Source organism: uncultured Desulfovibrio sp. (assembly GCF_944324935.1).
Taxonomy (GTDB): domain Bacteria; phylum Desulfobacterota; class Desulfovibrionia; order Desulfovibrionales; family Desulfovibrionaceae; genus Desulfovibrio.
Window position 1 is genome coordinate 37,521 of the sequence record NZ_CALUYG010000016.1, and the last position, 17,668, is coordinate 55,188.

The 17,668-nt window shown below is 66.7% G+C and carries 13 protein-coding genes; 10 read left to right on the forward strand and 3 right to left on the reverse strand.

Annotated elements, in window-relative coordinates; genetic code table 11:
* Positions 1–39 precede the first annotated feature (39 nt).
* The 9 genes from Q0J54_RS05400 to Q0J54_RS05440 all read left to right on the forward strand — a co-directional run bounded on the left by Q0J54_RS05400 (position 40) and on the right by Q0J54_RS05440 (position 12,094).
* Positions 40–261: a 4Fe-4S dicluster domain-containing protein gene (locus Q0J54_RS05400; protein WP_296304433.1), complete on the forward strand. Its 222-nt coding sequence runs from the start codon at positions 40–42 to the stop codon at positions 259–261.
* Positions 258–1,352, forward strand: a complete 1,095-nt coding sequence (vorB, locus tag Q0J54_RS05405) for a 3-methyl-2-oxobutanoate dehydrogenase subunit VorB (protein ID WP_296304434.1) — start codon at positions 258–260, stop codon at positions 1,350–1,352. Before Q0J54_RS05400 ends, vorB begins: the two co-directional genes overlap by 4 nt.
* Before the next feature lies 1 nt (position 1,353).
* The gene (locus tag Q0J54_RS05410; protein WP_296304435.1) at positions 1,354–2,184 is read left to right on the forward strand and encodes a thiamine pyrophosphate-dependent enzyme; all 831 of its coding nucleotides are present in this window, start codon (positions 1,354–1,356) and stop codon (positions 2,182–2,184) included.
* Positions 2,181–2,723, forward strand: coding sequence for a 2-oxoacid:acceptor oxidoreductase family protein (locus tag Q0J54_RS05415; protein ID WP_296304436.1), 543 nt, complete (start codon positions 2,181–2,183; stop codon positions 2,721–2,723). The genes Q0J54_RS05410 and Q0J54_RS05415 overlap by 4 nt, the downstream gene beginning before the upstream one ends.
* Before the next feature lie 187 nt (positions 2,724–2,910).
* Positions 2,911–3,315, forward strand: a complete 405-nt coding sequence (locus tag Q0J54_RS05420) for a DUF1036 domain-containing protein (RefSeq protein WP_296304437.1) — start codon at positions 2,911–2,913, stop codon at positions 3,313–3,315.
* Between the two features lie 146 nt (positions 3,316–3,461).
* Positions 3,462–5,351 (forward strand): asparagine synthase-related protein, encoded by a 1,890-nt coding sequence (locus Q0J54_RS05425; protein WP_296304438.1) that lies wholly within the window; start codon positions 3,462–3,464, stop codon positions 5,349–5,351.
* 159 nt (positions 5,352–5,510) lie between these two features.
* Positions 5,511–5,855 (forward strand): helix-turn-helix transcriptional regulator, encoded by a 345-nt coding sequence (locus tag Q0J54_RS05430; RefSeq protein ID WP_296304439.1) that lies wholly within the window; start codon positions 5,511–5,513, stop codon positions 5,853–5,855.
* Between the two features lie 53 nt (positions 5,856–5,908).
* Positions 5,909–9,895: an MFS transporter gene (locus Q0J54_RS05435; protein ID WP_296304440.1), complete on the forward strand. Its 3,987-nt coding sequence runs from the start codon at positions 5,909–5,911 to the stop codon at positions 9,893–9,895.
* Between the two features lie 105 nt (positions 9,896–10,000).
* Positions 10,001–12,094, forward strand: coding sequence for a methyl-accepting chemotaxis protein (locus Q0J54_RS05440; RefSeq protein WP_296304441.1), 2,094 nt, complete (start codon positions 10,001–10,003; stop codon positions 12,092–12,094).
* Between the two features lie 145 nt (positions 12,095–12,239).
* Here the strand turns inward: Q0J54_RS05440 and Q0J54_RS05445 are convergent, their stop codons facing one another.
* The 3 genes from Q0J54_RS05445 to Q0J54_RS05455 form a co-directional block, all read right to left on the reverse strand.
* On the reverse strand, positions 12,240–13,085 hold the full coding sequence (locus tag Q0J54_RS05445; protein ID WP_296304442.1) for a methyltransferase domain-containing protein: 846 nt from the start codon (positions 13,083–13,085) through the stop codon (positions 12,240–12,242).
* A 200-nt stretch (positions 13,086–13,285) separates the two neighbouring features.
* Positions 13,286–15,430, reverse strand: a complete 2,145-nt coding sequence (locus Q0J54_RS05450) for a U32 family peptidase (protein WP_296304443.1) — start codon at positions 15,428–15,430, stop codon at positions 13,286–13,288.
* Positions 15,423–16,433: an NAD-dependent epimerase gene (locus tag Q0J54_RS05455; RefSeq protein WP_296304445.1), complete on the reverse strand. Its 1,011-nt coding sequence runs from the start codon at positions 16,431–16,433 to the stop codon at positions 15,423–15,425. Before Q0J54_RS05455 ends, Q0J54_RS05450 begins: the two co-directional genes overlap by 8 nt.
* Before the next feature lie 103 nt (positions 16,434–16,536).
* Between Q0J54_RS05455 and Q0J54_RS05460 the strand changes: the two genes are divergently transcribed.
* Complete coding sequence (locus tag Q0J54_RS05460) at positions 16,537–17,385, forward strand: hypothetical protein (protein ID WP_296304446.1); 849 nt, start codon at positions 16,537–16,539, stop codon at positions 17,383–17,385.
* Positions 17,386–17,668 lie beyond the last annotated feature (283 nt).

The following is a 17,668-nucleotide window of genomic DNA, read 5'->3' on the forward strand; positions in this document are numbered from 1 at the left end:
GACCGCTGCGCATACCGCGATCGCAAAGGGTAATCATCTATGTCACGAATCGTTTTTCTGGAAGAGCGCTGCAAGGGCTGCCGGCTGTGCGTGGAAGCCTGTCCCGCGCATATCATCCGCCCCGCCGGGCGATTCAACCGGCAGGGCTACGAAGTGATGGAAACGGAAGGCCGCTGCACGGGATGCGCCTCCTGTGCCGTCATGTGCCCCGACACGGCCATCCGCGTCTTCCGCGACAAGAGCGGAGGCAAAACGGCATGAATGACGGACGCATCCTCATCAAGGGCAACGAGGCCGTGGCCTACGGCGCTCTGGACGCCGGCTGCCGCTGCTATTTCGGCTACCCCATCACCCCCCAGAACGAGATCCCCGAGGCCATGAGCGGCCTGCTGCCGGAAAACGGCGGGCAGTTCGTGCAGGCCGAGAGCGAACTTGCCGCCAGCGCCATGCTGCTGGGGGCGGGGGCCTGCGGCATCCCGGCCATGACGTCCTCTTCAAGCTGCGGCATTGCGCTCATGCAGGAATCCCTTTCCTACATGGCGGGCAGCCAGATCCCCGGCGTCATTGTCAACATGATGCGCGGCGGCCCGGGCCTCGGCGACATCGGTCCTTCCCAGGGGGATTATTTTCAGGCCGTCAAGGGCGGCGGCAACGGCGACCATCGCAACTTCGTACTTGCCCCGTCCACGGCGCAGGAATGCTATGACTTCATGTTCCGCGCCTTCCGTCTGGCCTTCACTTTCGCCAACCCCGTCATGGTGCTCGGCGACGCCATCGTGGCCCAGATCAAGGAGGGCGTGCGCCGCCAGCCGCCAGCCGACGCGCTGACGGCCGACGACTACGCCGCCCTTTCCGCCTCCTGGCGGCTGGAAGGCTACGGCAAACGCGGGCCGGAAGCGACGCCGCGCCTGCTCAAGTCGGTCTATCTGGCCGAGGGCGCGCTGGCCGAGCGGAATGTGCTGCTCATGCGCAAGTATGAAGCCATGCGCGCCCATGCGGACTGGGAGGAATGGCAGTGCGAGGACGCCGAGCTCATCGTGGTGGCCTTCGGCTCCATCGCCCGCATCGCCCGCAGCGCCGTCCGCCAGCTGCGCGAACAGGGCTGCCGCGTGGGGCTGTTCCGCCCCATCACGCTCTTCCCCTTTCCGGAAGCGGCGCTGCGCCGTGTGGCGCGCGACCGTCGCCTGCTGGTGGTGGAACAGAACACCGGCCAGATGGTGGAGGACGTGCGCCTTGCCCTGGACGTGCTGGCCCGTCGCTCCACGGTCAGCTGGCACGGCATCATGCCCGGCCTGTTCATCGGCGCGGACGACCTCGTGGAGCCCATTCTCACCGCACTCAGGGAGGACTGACATGCAGGACGCGACTTCGGACGAACGCCTGCGCCCCGGCGCGGGCGAAGAACTGGTCTTTGACGCCACCCCGACCCTGGCGAACAGACCCACCCACTATTGCCCCGGCTGCCATCACGGCATCGCGCACCGTCTGGTCAGCGAAGTGCTGGACGAGCTGGGCCTGGCGGAGCGGACCATCCTGGTGGCCTCGGTAGGCTGTTCGGCCTTCAGTTACGATTATTTCAACGTCGATGCCGTGGAATCCCCGCACGGGCGGGCCTGCGCCGTGGCCACGGGCATACGTCGCGCCCGGCCGGAAAGCATCGTCTTCACCTATCAGGGGGACGGCGACATGGCGGCCATCGGACTGGCGGAGTCCGTGCACGCCGCCAATCGCGGCGAAAACATCACGGCCGTCTTCATCAACAATACCGTGTACGGCATGACCGGAGGTCAGATGGCCCCCACCACCCTGCTGGGGCAGAAGACCACCACCACCCCGCTGGGGCGGCATCTGCTGGGCGAGGGCGGCCCCATCCACATGAGCGAGATTATGAGCGGCCTTGCCGGCGTGGCCTATGCCGAACGCTGCGCCCTGGACAGCGTGAAGCACATCCGGCAGGCCAAGAAGGCCCTGCACGCGGCCTTCACCTGTCAGGTGCAGGGGCTCGGCTTCAGCTTCGTGGAACTGCTGGCCGGCTGCCCCACCAACTGGCATCTGGACGCCCTGAAGGCCAACCGCCGCATCAGCGAGGAGATGATCCCCGTCTTCCCGCTGGGCGTCTTCCGGGACGTACGCGGGGAGCGCGCCGCCGGACAGGCGGACAGACAGAGCGAGGTGCGGGCATGAACGGCTATCAGGATGTCATCATGGCCGGTTTCGGCGGACAGGGCGTCATGCTCATCGGCAACCTGCTGGCACAGGCCGGACTGGAACAGGGCCTCGAGGTGAGCTTCATCCCCGTCTACGGCGCGGAGATGCGCGGCGGCACGGCCAATTGCACCGTGGTACTGGACACGCATCCCGTCGGCTCGCCGCTGGTCAACCGGCCCATGTCCGCCATCATCCTCAACGAACCCTCCCTGCACAAGTTTCAGCCGCGCCTGCGGGAAGACGGCGTGCAGATCGTCAATGCCTCGCTGGTCTCCCGCGACCTGCTGGATGCCCGCAAAAGGACGGTCTACATTCCGGTGAACGACATGGCGCATAAACTGGGCAACGTGAAGATGGCCAACGTGGTCGCCCTGGGCGCGTGGCTCAGGGCCACCGGCGCCCTGGACCCGGAAGCGGTCAAGCAGGCCATGCACAGCGTGGTCAACGCCCATTACGCCAAACTCATCCCCGCCAACATCCAGGCGCTGGAAGCCGGCTACACCTTTGCCGCCTGACGGGCGACAGCCAGCCGCCGCATGCCGGCATCCGCAGGAAGGCCGTCCGCAGGGGCGGCCTTCCGCGTCCGGGCGGCCGCATGCCCCGGCGTCTCCCCCGGGCCTCGACATTGCGGGTCACCTTTGGCATGCTGGAAGGGCGCGGCATCCCGCGCGCCGTTCACCGTCAACATACGGGAGATCTGCCATGCGTTTTCTCCTCCTGCCCCTGCTGCTCGTCTGCGGCCTGTTGTGCAGTGCCGGCCTTGCTCATGCGCTGGACATCGAAGCCAACAACAATTCCCGCTCCGTGGTGGCTATGGCCGTGCACTATCTGCGCCCGTCCGGGCACTGGTCCACCGACGGCTGGTACAGCATCCAGCCCGGCAAGACCTTCCATCTCAAGGTGGACAGCAAGAATACGGTCTTTTACGTCCATGCCGTGCGCGTCAAGGACGGCAAGGTCTATACCCTTGGCGACACCATCGACCGCTGGGTCTGCGACCAGCCGTTCACGCTGACCGACAACGCCCGTCCCGCCACCGGCGGACGCATGGCGCTCTTCAGTCAGTATGAGGCCCCCAGTCTCAAGATCGCCATCAACTTCAACTGACGCCCCGCGCCGGCTCGCAGCGGCCCTCCCGCCACGGGAACGGCTATTGTCTATTGTCGCCAAGTGCTGCATGATAACCAAAAGACTTTGCCCTGCCTCGTCATCCGCGAGGGGAGCGGGCAGGTCCGTGCCCCAAGGATGTGAATATGAGCGGAATCTGTGGTGTCCTGACCTCGGAAGTTGTGGGGGATGAAGACCGTACGGCCCTGGCGGCCATGCTTGACGCGCTGTCCCACCGCGGGAAAAACGCCCCGCAGCAGGGGAGCCTTGGCGACAAGGCCATCATGGGCTACTGCGGCAGCGAGACGGAGGGCGACAGCGGCAAGCGCCCCTTCCTCAGCCCGTGCGGCCGCTACCTCATCGTGCTGGACGGTCACCTCTACAATGCGCCGCAACTGCGCGAGGAGCTCGAAAAAAGCGGCCATGTCTTCCGCAGCCGCCAGGATGAGGAGATCCTCTCGTATCTCTTCCTCTCCCAGGGGCCGCAGTGCCTTGACCGGCTCAACGGCATGTTCGCCTTCGCCATGTGGGATCTGCGGGATCAGAAGCTCTATCTCGCCCGGGATCGTTTCGGGCAAAAGCCCCTCTACTACGCCTCTTCGGGCAAGGGCATCCTCTTTTCCTCGGAGGTCATGTCCCTGCTGAAGCATCCGGCCCTGGAGCGACGCCCCAACGACAATGCCCTTTTTCATTACCTGACCTTTATGATGCCGCCCGCGCCGCTGACGGCCTTTGAAGGCATCCACAAGCTCGAACCGGCAAGCTGGCTGGAGTGGCAGCCCGGTCGTGCCGCCTTCTTCCTGCGCTACTGGACCGTGGACGGCGACCGCAAATTCACGGGCAGCGACGAAGAAGCCATCGAGGAACTGGACAGCCTCCTGGACCGCATGGCCCGGCGGCATGTCACGCCCGGGACGGGCCTCTTCCTTTCCGGGGGGCTGGACTCCACGCTCTTTGCCAGCAAGGCGGCCCGTCAGACGGGCGACATGCTGAGCCTCTCGCTGGATTATGTGGATGCCGACCACGGGGTCAACAGTCAGGCTGCCCAGGCTGCGGAGATCTGCGGCACGCGCCATGTCAGCGGCGAGCTGGACGTCAGCGTCACGGAAGAATTGCCGGATATCGTCGCCCACATGGGCGAGCCCTTCGCCGACCCGACGCTGCTCACCTCCTGGCGGCTTGCCCGCATGGCCAGTCAGCATGTGGGGGCCGCGGTGACCACCAGCGGCACGGACAACATCTTCGGCGGCTATGCCCGCTATCTTGCGCCCTTCCTCTACGATACGCCGGATCTGCCGCCCGAGGTGCGCAAGGTGCATACCGAGCTGACCAAGACCGTGCCGCACGCCTACGGCGGCAAGAGCCTGCTCTCCGAAATGGACCCCTGCGCAAGCTATTACTACAGCCAGGTCGCCCTCTTCTTCGGCAACCGCAAGGAAAGCCTCTGCTCCATGGATCTGCGCGGCGCGGCCGATCCTCAGCTGACCATCATGTTCATGCTGCGGGCCTTTGCCCGCTGCCCGCGCGCCACCTGGCTGGACAAGATCCAGTTCTTCGAACTGGACCACTTCCTTGCCGGCCGCCTGCTGCCGCGCATCGATATGGCCACGGCCGCCCATGCCGTGGATATTCGCATCCCCATGCTGGACAACGACATCGCGGATTTCGCCATGAGCCTGCCCGTGGGCATGCGCATCCGCCGCATGCCCGACCGCCGTCCCGGCAGCTCCGGCAAGGGCTACGAAACCAAGTGGCTGATGAAGATGGTCGGCCTGCGCCACCTCCCGCACGATCTGGTATTCCGGCGGCGTGTCAGCAACGTCGTCCCGCTGGAAGGCTGGCTGCGCGGCCCGCTGCGTACGCTGGTGCTTGATGCGCTTATGAGCACCCAATGCACCATCCGGGAATGGGTGAACCAGTCCGAGATCCGCCGCCTCGTCGCCCAGCACATGGACGGGACAGCCAACAACACCCGCGAACTCTGGGCCCTGCTCATGCTGGAACTCTGGGCGCGGCACTGCCTGAACGGCCGCTGAGCCGTGCATAGCGCATACGACATCCCCGTGTGTCGTTTGGCCCGTTCCGCCGCGCCTTTCAATCTAAAAATCTAAATAACTACTTTTTTAGTTGACAAAGCTCTCCCCTCCCTCTACCGTATTCCTTGACAGCCACATTCCCGCCGTCTACACAGGGGCATGAACATCCACTACATCACCGCCCTGCCGGACGACTGGGAGCGTGTGGCGCAGGTCTTTTCCGCCATGGGAGATGCCACGCGCCAGAAGATCCTCCTGCTTTTTGAACCAGGCGAACGCATCAGCCTGAGCGCGCTGGTGCATGCCGTGGGCATGAGCCGTACCGCCGTCAGCCACCATGTGACCGTCCTGGTGCGCGCCGGCCTGCTGCGGCCGCAACGCTCGGGCAAAGAGGTCTTCTACCGGCGGGATCTCCCCTTCACGCTGGAGATGCTGGATCGCGTGCGGGATTACGCCGTCGCGGAGCTGGCCGCGGAAGAACGCGATGCCGCCCCCACCGGGTAGGGCGCGACGGAACAGGCCTGACGCCATACGCAGATGCCGCAAGGAGCACGCGTATGCCACAGAAGCTAGCCCGCCAGGCCATGACGCTGGGGCTCAGCTACACGCTGGGCACATTCAACGACAATTTTTTCAAGCAGGCCGTCCTTCTGCTTGCCGTAAGCCTGCACTTCAACGACATGCAGTCCTGGGGCACGATCCTCTTTTCGCTGCCCTTCGTGCTCTTTTCCTCCTGGGCCGGCTGGCTGGCGGACCGCTTCCCCAAGCGCAACGTGGTACTGGCGGCCAAGCTGCTGGAACTTTCCGCCATGCTGGCCGGGGCCTGGGGGCTGCTCACCCTCAACTGGGGGGGCATGCTGACCATGCTCTTCTTCATGGGTGTCAGCTCGACCCTGTTCAGCCCGGCCCTCAACAGCTCCCTGCCCGAGGTATTCCCCAGCGCGCAGGTCCCGCAGGTCAACGCGCTGCTCAAGCTCTCCACCACGCTGGCCATCCTGCTGGGCATAGCGCTGGCCGGCGCGGCCCTGGAATGCCGCTGGCTCGCCACCCTCATTCCCTTCGGGCGCTGGCTGGTCGCCGTGACGGTACTGCTCGTCGCGGGGCTGGGACTCGCCTCCGTGGCCTTCATCCCCTTCCGTCCCGCCGCCGCACAGCGGGAAGAGCTCCCTCCCTTCCCGCTGTTCGGGGTCTGGCATTCCGCCGTGGCGCTCCTCCGTCTGCGCCCGCGCCGGGACATCTTTCTCTGCCTGTGCGCGGACGCCTTTTTCTACAGCCTGTCCGTCCTCGTCCTGCTGGAGATCAATGCCTTCGGCCTTGGTCAGCTCGGCCTCAGCGCCACACTGACCAGCCTGCTGCCGGGGGCGCTCATGCTCGGCATCTGCGGCGGCGCTCTGCTGACGGCAAGACGGCGGCAGCAGCACTGGCAGCGCACCGTCCCCGCGGCGACGGCGACCATCGGCATCCTGCTGCTGCTCGTGTCCTGCGTCCCCCATGCGCCGGCGGCATGGCGCTTTGCCCTGCTCTGCCTCTGCTACGCCGCCATCGGCATCTGCGGCAGCCTCTACATCGTCCCCGTCTCCAGCTACCTGCAACTGCGCCCGGCAGCCGAGGAAAAGGGACGCATCCTCGGCCTGTGCAACTTCTTCTCCTTCTTTGCCATGCTGCTTGCCGGGGCCTGCTATTCCCCGCTGTCGCTGCTCAGCCCGGCCGCAGGCCAGGCCCTGCTGGGCGTGATCGCCCTGGTGACGGCGGCCCTGTTCGCCGCCGCCATCGCCCGCCTGCCGCGCCTCGCCGGGCAGGACGATGCCCGTCCCGCCTTCCATCCCGTACGCCGCCTGCTGGGGGCCGGCCTCCGGGGACTGCTCTCCCTGCGCTACCGGGTGCGCCTCGAGGGAGAGGATGTCCTCCGTCAGGCCGCCGCCGACGCCCAGGCGCGCGGACACGGCCTGCTGCTGCTGCCCAACCATCCCGCCTTTGTGGATCCGGTCATCCTCTGCGCCTGGCTTGCCCCGCTGTCGCCGCGCCCCCTGGCGGACAGACATCAGATCGGCCGGCCCTGGCTGCGCCCGCTGGCGGCCTTCATGCGCTGCATCCCCCTGCCCGACCTGCGTCGGGAAGGCATCGCCGCCCGCCGTCAGGTACAGGAGAGTCTTGCCCGCTGCACCGCGGCCCTGGAGCAGGGAGAGCATCTGCTCGTCTATCCCTCCGGCACTCTGAGCCATGACGGCCGCACGCATCTTGGCGGCAACAGCGGAGCCTATCGCCTGCTGCGGGCCGTGCCCGACTGCGTGCCCCTGGTCATTCGCACACAGGGACTCTGGGGCTCTTCCTTCAGCTGGGCCGATGGCGCGCCCGTGCTGGGCCGCGCCCTGCTGCGGGGCCTGCTTGCCCTGCTGCGCAACGGCATCTTTTTCCTCCGCCGGCGCGAGGTACGCATCTCCTTTGTCCGGCCCGCGCCCCTGCCGCGCCCCGAAGAGGGCGTGGCGGCGCTCAATGCCCTGCTGGAAGATTGCTACGCCGCCGCCCCGGATGTGCTGCGCCGTGTGCCGTTCTCCCGGCACGAGGCGGCGCTCCCCGACCAGCCGCTGGCGCTCCGCGAATGCCATAGCGACTGCCGGCCGCCGGCGGCCCTGGATGAAGATGCCCGCCTGAAGGTCATGCGGCTGCTGGCCGGGCTCTCCCCCCTGCGGCCCCGGGCGGAGGAACTGCGACCGGAACAGCGGCTGGACGCCGACCTCGGGCTGGACAGCCTGGCCGCCGTCGACCTGAGCCTGCAACTCGCCGCCCTGTCCGGTCAGGACGCTGTGGAACCAGGCGATCTGCTGACCGTCAACGACTGTCTGCTGGCCGCCTGCGGGCAGCTTGTCCCGCGTTCCGCCGCGCAGGAAAACGCCGCGCGGGAGCAGGCGGCACGCTGGTCGGCCTGCCTGCGGGCCCTGCCCGAACGGCCCCTCGTTCTGCCGCGGGCGACCAGCCTGCCGCTGACCATCCTGCGCCAGCTCCGCACCATGCCGTCACGGCCCCTGCTGGCCGACGGCGGGCGGATGCTGACGGCAGGCGACGTCTGGACGCGCGCCGTCGTCCTCTCCCTCTTCCTGCGCCGGCGCTTCGGCAGCGGCCGGCATCTCGGCATCATGCTGCCCGCCTCCGCCGCAGCGGCCGTCGCCTGGCTCGCGGTGCTGCTCTCGGGCAATACGCCGGTCATGCTCAACTGGACGACCGGCGTCCGCAACCTGCGGCATGCGCTGTCGCTGACGCATGTCCACCATCTGATCAGCGCCCGCGCGCTGCTCCGCCGCCTCGACGAACGCGCGCTCGACAAGGCCGTGGCCGAAAGCGGAGCCCACTGGCTGCTGCTGGAGGAAGCGGCGGCCGCCCTGCCGCTCAGCCTGCGGCTGGAAGGCCTCCTGCGGGCCCGTCTCTCGCTGCTCGGCTGGGAAAGCTGCGCCGTGGGACAGGCCGTCTCGCCACAGGCGGCCATCCTTTTCACCTCCGGTTCCTCATCCTCGCCCAAGGGCGTGCCGCTGACGCACGACAACATCCTGGCCAACTGCCGCGATGTGGCCGGCGTGCTGGCCCTGAACAGCCACGACGTCATGCTGGCCATGCTGCCGCCCTTCCATTCCCTGGGCCTGACGGGCAATATCGTGCTGCCGCTCTGCTTCGGCATGCCGGTGGTTTACCATGCCAACCCCGCCGAAGGAGGACGGCTTGCCGCACTCTGCCGCCGCTGGCGACCCACCCTGCTGGTCACGCCGCCAAGCTTCCTCGACGGGTTGCTGCGCCAGGCCCGCCCCGGCGATCTGGAGTCCCTGCGGCTGGGCTTTGTGGGCGCTGAGGCCTGCCCGCAGCGTCTGTACACGGAGTTTGCCCGCCAGACCGGCGGAGGTCTGCTGTGCGAAGGCTACGGCGTGACCGAATGTTCCCCGGTCATCAGCGTCAACCTGCCGCAGGATCCCCACCCCTGCACCATCGGACGCCCCCTGCCCTCGGTGGACGTGGCCGTGGTCTCCCCGTATCCGCCCTACCGGCGCCTCGCGACCGGCCAGACAGGCATGCTGCTCGTACGCGGCCCCAATGTGTTCGCCGGCTACCTCGCCTCGGAGGACAGCGCCCCCGCCGATCCTTTCGTCATGCTGGACGGCCGGCGCTGGTACTGCACCGGCGATCTCGTCCGGGCGGACGCCACAGGCCTGATGAGCTTTGCCGGGCGGCGGGAACGCTTCCTCAAGCTGGGCGGGGAGATGATCTCCCTGCCGCAGCTGGAAGAGACGCTGCGACGACATTTCACCGCGAAGGACGGCGACGGCCCCTGCCTTGCCGTGGACGCGATCTATACGGCGGATCAGCCGCAACTGACGCTCTATACCACGCTGCCCCTGAGCTGCGCCGAGGTCAATGCCGTCCTGCAGGCGGAGGGCTTCTCCGGTCTGCACATGCTGCGCCGGGTCCGCCGCCTTGCCGCCCTGCCGCTGCTCGGTTCCGGCAAGATCGACTATGCCCGTCTGCGTACGGAGGGGAACGACAACACATCCGACGCATGATGCGGACAAGCTCCGCCCCGGCCTATAGCCGAAACGAATCCTGCCGTTAAGGGATAAGGAAGCAGTCAACGCGTGGTCGCGAGCCGACCGGCGGCAGGAGGGCGAATGAGTATAAAACTGCGTATTATTCTGGGATTTTTCCTGACTATTCTCCTTACGGCAAGCGGCGGCATTTTCTTTGCCAGTATGCAGATGCGCGATGACGCCGACGACGAATTTGCCCAGTCGACAGGAAGGCAGCTTGATCTTCTCAACGACTATCTGGACAACTTCCTGCGTACGGCACGGACCAATGCCGCCCTGGTGGCGTCCACGGAGCAACTCCAGGGCATGGCCGACAAGATGCCCAATTTCGCTTCCACCACCCAGGACAGCGATTATGCGTCAGCCGTCAGCAGCCCGGAGGTCAAGAGCGCTCTTGTCCCCCTCCGTAACATGAGCGGCAAGAATGCCGACTACCTTGAGGTGTACGTCGGCTTCCCCAACGGGGCATACGCCACAGGCGCTGCCGAGATGAAGGTCCCCGCCGGCTTCGATACCAGCAAGCGGCCGTGGTTCACGTCCACGGCGGCCTCCTCCCAGGACGGGCTGTTGTCCGAAGCCTATGTGTCCCTGACGGGCGATATCGTCTTTGCCGTCACCCAGAAGATGCTGGGGCCGGACAACAAGCTGGCCGGCATCGTCGGCATCGACGTTTCCCTCAAGAGCTTTTCGAACATGCTGTCCCGGCTCAATTTCGGCAAGACCGGGCACTTTCTGGTGCTGGAAGGCACGGGCCGCGTCCTCTGCGATCCCATCACCGCCGCCAATGTGGGCAAGTTCGTGGGCAAGGAGCTGCCTGATCCGGGGTATGCCGCCATCATGCGGGCCGGCTCCGGCATCCAGACCACGACCATTGCCGGGACGCCCGCCCGCGTGAACGTGCTCACCACCGCCAACGGCTGGAAACTGGCCGCCGTGCAGGCCGAGGAAGAGATCTATGCCCAGTGCGACGCGGCCGTCCTGCGGCTGTTGCTGATCACCGGAGGCATCACGCTCATTGCGCTTGTCATCGCTCTGCTGATCACCCGCAGCATCACCAGGCCCCTCGGCATCATGCTCCAGGCCGCCGATGCCGTCTCCAGGGGGGATTACAGCGCCATTCCCGACAGCAAGCTTTTCTATGGCGAGCTGCTCAAGCTGCATCTGACGCTCGGCGACATGGTCAACAACCTCACCAGCAGCATCGAGATGTCCAAGGCCAAGGCCAGGGAAGCGGAAGAACAAACGGCCAAGGCCAGGGAAGCGACGGAATCCGCCACCAAGGCGTTCCAGCGGGCGGAAGTGGCCAAGCGCGAAGGCATCCTCCATGCCGCGGAACAACTGGAAGGCGCGACCAACGTCATTTCCTCGGCCGCCACGGAGCTCTCCGCCCAGGTGCAGCTCTCCGCCCAGGGAGCGCAGCAGCAGGCGGACCGTGCCGCCGAAACGGCCACGGCCATGAACGAGATGAACGCCACCGTCATGGAAGTCGCCCGCAGCGCGGGCAGCGCCGCGGAAGTCTCCAATTCCATGCGGCTCAAGGCTGAGGACGGCGCCAAGATCGTTCGCAAGGTGGTCAGCAGCATCGAGGGCGTGCATCAGCTCTCGCTGGTGCTCAAGGACGACATGGGCAAGCTGGGTGAAAGCGCCGCTTCCATCGGACAGATCATGGGCGTCATCTCCGATATTGCCGATCAGACCAATCTGCTGGCCCTCAATGCCGCCATCGAGGCGGCGCGCGCCGGCGAGGCCGGGCGCGGCTTCGCCGTGGTGGCCGATGAAGTACGCAAGCTGGCTGAAAAGACCATGGCCTCCACCTCCGAGGTGGGCCAGGCCATCCGCAGCATCCAGCAGAGCGCGGATGAGTCCATCCACCAGGTGGACGTGGCCGTCAACGGCATCAATGAGGCAACGGATCTGGCCAACACCTCCGGCACGGCGCTTGAAGAGATCGTCCAGCTTGCCGAGAGCGCCGCGGACCAGGTGCGCGCCATCGCCGCCGCCAGCGAGCAGCAATCCGCCGCCAGCGAGGAGATCAACCGCTCCATTTCCGATATCAACAAGGTGGCCAACGAGAACGCCTCGGCCATGGAACAGGCGGCACAGGCCGTCAATGACCTTGCCCATGAGACCAGCACGCTCAACAGCATCGTGCAGGACATGAAGACCACGCAGTAGGCCGCCTCATGCCAGATCAAGACCGCCGGACGTGCCGCGTCTGGCGGTCTTTTTTTTGGGGGGAAGGACCATATGGCATGGCACATACGGCAACGGTCCGGGCAGGACCGGGCAGACCCTGACACGTCCGGGCCAGAATCCGCCCTCAGCGGCGACCGGCCTCGTCCCCGCCGTCGAGCCAAGGGCAGAAGACGCGAGCCTGCGCCGTCCAGCGCGGGCCGTCCGTCCGGTCCTCCTCATGCAGAAAAAGCGGCGGCAGCAGCCGACAGTCCGCAGCCGCCTCCCGCCGGGCTTCCACAAGCAGGCGGATCGCCGGATGCCGCCGGTCGGGATGCACGGGCAGCAGTCGCCGCAGTCCCAGACGGGCCGCGGACAGGGCAAACAGCAGACGGCTGATCTCCGCGGCCGGGAAGATGGCGTAAAAACGGCCGTGATGGTTCAGCAGGGAGGCGGCGGCCCGGCAGAACACGTCCAGTACCGCCGGGCGGGACGCTGCCTCCTCTCCTCTCCCGCCGGCAGGAGACGTTCCGCCCTGCAAGGCCTGCGCCCTGAGCGGCCGCGCCGCCTTCCTGCCCGGCAGAGCGTATGGCGGATTGGCCAGCACCGCGCCGAAGGCATGCCGGCCGCACTGCCGCAACACAGCGGCATCTCCCGCATCCCCCCGGACAAAACGGCAGCCTGACAGCCCCAGCCGCACCGCATTCTCCCGGGCGGCGGCGCACAGCGCCGCTTCACTGTCCATCCCCAGCACATGCGGAGGCTCCCCGCTCAGGGCGGGATGCAGCAGCAGCGCAAAGAGCGCCGCCCCGCAACCGCAGCCCAGCTCAGCCACCGCCGGGACGGCGGCGCTCTCGCCCAGGCAGCGGGCCACCCAGGCCCCCAGCAACAGGGCGTCAGCGCCGAAACGATACGCGCCCGCCGGCTGTTCCAGACCGCAGGGGAAGGCGGCACGGGCCGCGGCGACGGAAGTGGGGAGGCAGATGTCGGACATGGCGGTGTTGCGGAAAAAAGCTGGGCTGGATGGATTCGCAGCCCCAGACAAAAGCGCGCTGGGGAAGGGCTAGTGAGCGCCTACCTCGTACACCGAAATTTCGTCTGGTAAAAGCGCGCTGGGGAAGGGATGGGGGGCTTGGAGGGAAGGGGGCCCCCTCCCGCGCGAGGCGAGGGATCCCCCTTCCCCCCAAAGGCTAGTTACAGCAAGGCCCCTTCCCAGTTGAAGAGACCGGGGCGGCGGGCCTCCGGCAGGCCCTGCGGCACATGCTCCTCAAGGCGGGCGAAGAAGCTGTAGCCCGCGGCCTGCAGTTCCTGCCGCTGCTCGCCGAGATCCAGCGGCCAGCCGGGGTATATCCAGATGTTGCCGCCGTAGTTGCGCGCCCAGAACGCCTCGCCCTTGGGACTCAGGAAAGGCTCGTTGGGCTTGACGCCCAGCAGGCCGAAACGGCTTATGCCCACGGGCCAGAAACCGGCGATCACCATGCCCAGCGGCAACGGACTCTGTTTCGGCAGCGCCAGATAGTCCTCACGCGAGAGTTCCGGGCTGACGTAGGCGGCGGCAAAGCCCATGTCCCGCAGGACCGCAAGCGCCGCCGCATTGGCGATGTTGCAGAAGGGGCCGGCCACAAGGTCGAGCGCATCTCCCTTGAGGTCCGCCGGGAAAAGGTCCTTCTGCCAGGGAGCATTGCAGACGAAATGCCGCGCGCCCTCGCGGCAGAGCCGTTCGATGCGCCGCCGCAGGGCCTCTTCCTCTTCGGGCCAGATGACGGGCGGCAGCCACCAGCTGATGCGCGGGGCCACGGTCCGCGAGATGTCCGCCGTGCGCGGCGACAGCCAGAGGCCGGTGATCTGCTGCCGGCCGCCGCGCGTCTCCCGCCCCTGCGGCAGACCGGGCCGCACCACGGTATCCGGGCGCGGCGAGGGTTTGACGGCCGGAGGGAAGACCGGCGCTTTCTCCACGGCCCGGCTTTCCCGCACGGGCAAGGCCGCAAGCCGGGACTGCCATTCCCGCAGCAGCGCCATCAGCTCCGGTTCCCGCCGGTCGATGAGGAAGACCGGCGTACCAGCCTTGGGCGTCTTGTGCCGGGGCAGGCGCAGGAGCAGCGTGCCGGCCTTGGGGATGCGCCGCGTCACCGGAAGCGTGGCGTGCCAGCGTTCATCCTCCACGCCCACGCGCAGATAATCCTGTGGCAGGAGCTCGAAATGCGGCTTGAGGGTGACGCGACCGTCCTGCTCGATGCGAATCTTGCCCGCCAGCAGACCGGAACTCGTCATGCCCGAAGGGGAGGTGGGGATGGTATTGTCCTTCTGCGGCAGGAAGCGTGCCCGGGTGCCGGGACGGCCCAGCGCCAGCTCGAGGATCTCCTCGGCGTCCTTGCGGACTTGCGCATCGCCGGGATTGTCCCGCAGCATGCGGTAGGCCGTCACCACATGGTAGACATAGTGCGGGCCCTTCTTGCGGCCCTCGATCTTCCAGGAAACCAGATGCGGGATGTTGAGCAGCGTCTTGGCCAGCACATCCAGCGAGAGGTCGAGGCAGGAGAAAAAGCGGCCCTCACGCCCCTTGCCCGGCGAACGGCGCTGGTCGCGCCCTTCCCGGCCCTGCGGTTGCAGTTCCCGCAGCTGACGGCCCTTGTGCCGGACCTCTTCCCGGGCGTTCTGCTGTTCGGCCTGCCGGAGCAGGGCCGCGGCGGCGCCCCCCCCCTGCCGGTAGACGCGACGACAGGGCTGTACGCAACGGCCGCGCAGGCCGCTCTTGCCGCCCATGTAGCTGGACCAGTAGCAGCGCCCGGAAACGCAATAGCAGAGCGCGCCGTGGATGAAGCATTCCAGATCGAGCCCGTCGGGACAGGCCTCGCCCATGAGCCGGATCTCGTCGATGGAGAGTTCACGCGGCAGGATGACGCGGCTCGCGCCCAGCGCCTTTGCGGTCCGCAGACTTTGCGGACTGGTGAGGTTACCCAGCGTGGACAGGAAGAGCCCGCCCTCGAAGCCGGCCTGACGGGCGATGTCCACAAAGGCCAGGTCCTGCACGATGAGCCCGTCCGGCTTCACCTGACGGGCCAGCCGGTGCACCAGACGGTAGGCGGCCGCCGGCTCGCCGGGCTTGACCAGCGTATTCATGGCCACATAGACGCGGGCCTGTTCGCTGTGGGCAAGATCCGTCAGGCGGGACAGCTCGGCAAGACTGAAGTTCTCCGCCTGCATACGGGCGGAAAAATGCTTGAGCCCCAGATAAATGGCGTCGGCTCCGGCGGCGAGTCCCGCCAGAAAGGAGGGCGTATCGCCTGCCGGGGCCAGGATCTCGGGACGCTGCGGCGTGGGCAGAGGGATGTCATGCATAGTGATAATATTCCTTGAACCAGCTCACGAATTTCGCCATGCCCTCTTTCAGGGGCGTCAGCGGCGCAAAGCCCGTGGCGGCGGCAAGATCGTCGATGTCGGCCCAGGTCGCCCGCACGTCGCCGGGCTGCATGGGCAAAAGCTCCCGGCGGGCCGTGCGGCCGAGGGCTTCCTCCAGGGCGGCAATGAAGTCGTTGAGCTCCACTGTCCGGTTGTTGCCGATATTGTAGATGCGCCACGGGGCGCTGCTGGCAGCGGGATCGGGCGCATCGGCATCCCAGCGGGGATCGGGCCGGGCCGCCAGCGGCAGCAGGCGCACCATCCCCTCCACGATGTCGTCGATGTAGGTGAAGTCCCGGCGCATGCGGCCTTCATTGAAGACCTTGATGGGCTCGTCCCGCATGATGGCATGGGCGAAGAGCTGGAGCGCCATGTCCGGCCTGCCCCAGGGCCCGTACACCGTAAAGAAGCGCAGGCCTGTACAGGGCAGCCCGTAAAGATGGGCGTAGGCATGGGCCATGAGCTCGTTGCTTTTCTTGGTGGCGGCATAGAGGCTCACCGGATGGTTGACCGCGGCATGCTCGGAATAAGGCTGATGCGTGTTCAGGCCGTACACCGAGGAAGAGGAGGCAAAGACGAGGTGTTCCACCTTGTGGTGGCGGCAGCCTTCCAGCACGTTGCCGAAGCCCACCAGATTGGAGCTGATGTAGGAGGCAGGATTCTGCAGGCTGTAGCGCACCCCGGCCTGGGCGGCCAGATTGACCACATGGCTGAAGCCCTCGGCCGCAAAGAGCTTTTCCATGCCTGCGCCGTCGGCAAGATCCGCCTCGACGAAGCGGAAGCCGGGCCGCCCTTCCAGCCGGGCCAGCCGATCCCGCTTGAGCTGCACGTCGTAATAGTCATTGCAGTTGTCCAGCCCCACGACGCTGTGACCGTCCGTCACGAGCCGTTGTGCAAGGTGGTAGCCGATGAAGCCGGCAGCGCCGGTGACAAGCACATGCATGGTCTTGCTCCTCCCTCCTGAGAGTATGCCAGAAGATGCGCAGGGGCAAGCGGCTTTCCACGCCGCCTTGTCACTTGCGGGGCTTTCTGCTACAGACTGGTACATGAAAAAGCCCGCATCATCCACCACGACTCACGCGTCCCACTGGGCGGAAAGCCGCCACAAGGACGTCATCATCTATCTGCTTGTGGCCATCTTCCTGCTGGAGCTGGCCGTGGGCGGAGCCTCCGCCATCTACGGCATCATGCATGCCGAGCCCGTCGAGCCCGGCGGACCGCCGCTGCCGCGCTTTCCCTGGCTGGGCTGGGGGCTGGCCGCCCTGCTGCTGCCCGTGGGCCTCCTGCTGATCCTGCATCTTTCCGGCCTGATGGTGGCCCGGACGCTGGAACGCCCGGCCGACGGGGAGACGCCTGCGGGAGCGCAGAACGCCGGGCAGGCTGCCGCAACGCCTCTGCCGCCGCATGTGGAGCGCTTCTACAGCATCATACGCCATGCGCCCACGGTGGTCATCCTGCTCTCCCTGCTGGTCTTCGGCGGACTGCTGCTCTTCGTGGACGGGCTGGTGGACACGCTCGGCCATCTGGGCGGCGCGCTGCTGATCTATCTGCCCTGGATCGTGGGCGGACTCGTCATCTTCCTTACCGTCTGCTATGTGACCCGCCAGTTCTTCCTCTACCGGCATCATCAGATGGAGCGCGAATACGCCTTCCGTCAGACCGTGCTGGAACGCACCGGCATCATCCTGCTGCCTGACGGCAAAACGCCGCTGGAGATCCCGCCCGCGGCCCTCAATGCCCTGCCCGCCGCGGATCCCGCGTCCCAGCCGGCCGCTCCGATCGCGGAGATCCCTTCGGATGTCCCTCCTGCCCGGCCGGGCGATACGGCGGACGACATCGTTGATGCCGACATCTCCCCCGTCGCTCCCCCGGCGGACAACCACAAGCCGGCCTGAGCGCCGGACGACGCCTGCCGCTTTTGACCAGCCTGCCGCCCTTGACAGACCGCGGCAGGGTGGCGGCAAATCAAAAGAAGATTTTTGAGCTTGTGCGATGCTCGAGGCTTTTTGGAGATCTCCCGCCTGGCGGGAGGCTTTCTTCATACAAAAAGGGGAGGCTCTCGCGAGCCTCCCCTGGAACGTTTCCTCGTTGAGGATGATGCTTAGCCGATGAGCTGCAGAGCCATCTGAGGCATGCTGTTGGCCTGCGAGAGCATGGCAACGGCGGACTGGGTGAGCA

What these genes read in the sequence shown, in the direction of transcription:
- Q0J54_RS05400 (WP_296304433.1), top strand. Translation starts at nt 40, where the DNA reads ATGTCACGAATCGTTTTTCTGGAAGAGCGCTGCAAGGGCTGCCGGCTG.
- vorB (WP_296304434.1), top strand. Translation starts at nt 258, where the DNA reads ATGAATGACGGACGCATCCTCATCAAGGGCAACGAGGCCGTGGCCTAC.
- Q0J54_RS05410 (WP_296304435.1), top strand. Translation starts at nt 1,354, where the DNA reads ATGCAGGACGCGACTTCGGACGAACGCCTGCGCCCCGGCGCGGGCGAA.
- Q0J54_RS05415 (WP_296304436.1), top strand. Translation starts at nt 2,181, where the DNA reads ATGAACGGCTATCAGGATGTCATCATGGCCGGTTTCGGCGGACAGGGC.
- Q0J54_RS05420 (WP_296304437.1), top strand. Translation starts at nt 2,911, where the DNA reads ATGCGTTTTCTCCTCCTGCCCCTGCTGCTCGTCTGCGGCCTGTTGTGC.
- Q0J54_RS05425 (WP_296304438.1), top strand. Translation starts at nt 3,462, where the DNA reads ATGAGCGGAATCTGTGGTGTCCTGACCTCGGAAGTTGTGGGGGATGAA.
- Q0J54_RS05430 (WP_296304439.1), top strand. Translation starts at nt 5,511, where the DNA reads ATGAACATCCACTACATCACCGCCCTGCCGGACGACTGGGAGCGTGTG.
- Q0J54_RS05435 (WP_296304440.1), top strand. Translation starts at nt 5,909, where the DNA reads ATGCCACAGAAGCTAGCCCGCCAGGCCATGACGCTGGGGCTCAGCTAC.
- Q0J54_RS05440 (WP_296304441.1), top strand. Translation starts at nt 10,001, where the DNA reads ATGAGTATAAAACTGCGTATTATTCTGGGATTTTTCCTGACTATTCTC.
- Q0J54_RS05445 (WP_296304442.1), bottom strand. Translation starts at nt 13,085, where the DNA reads ATGTCCGACATCTGCCTCCCCACTTCCGTCGCCGCGGCCCGTGCCGCC.
- Q0J54_RS05450 (WP_296304443.1), bottom strand. Translation starts at nt 15,430, where the DNA reads ATGCATGACATCCCTCTGCCCACGCCGCAGCGTCCCGAGATCCTGGCC.
- Q0J54_RS05455 (WP_296304445.1), bottom strand. Translation starts at nt 16,433, where the DNA reads ATGCATGTGCTTGTCACCGGCGCTGCCGGCTTCATCGGCTACCACCTT.
- Q0J54_RS05460 (WP_296304446.1), top strand. Translation starts at nt 16,537, where the DNA reads ATGAAAAAGCCCGCATCATCCACCACGACTCACGCGTCCCACTGGGCG.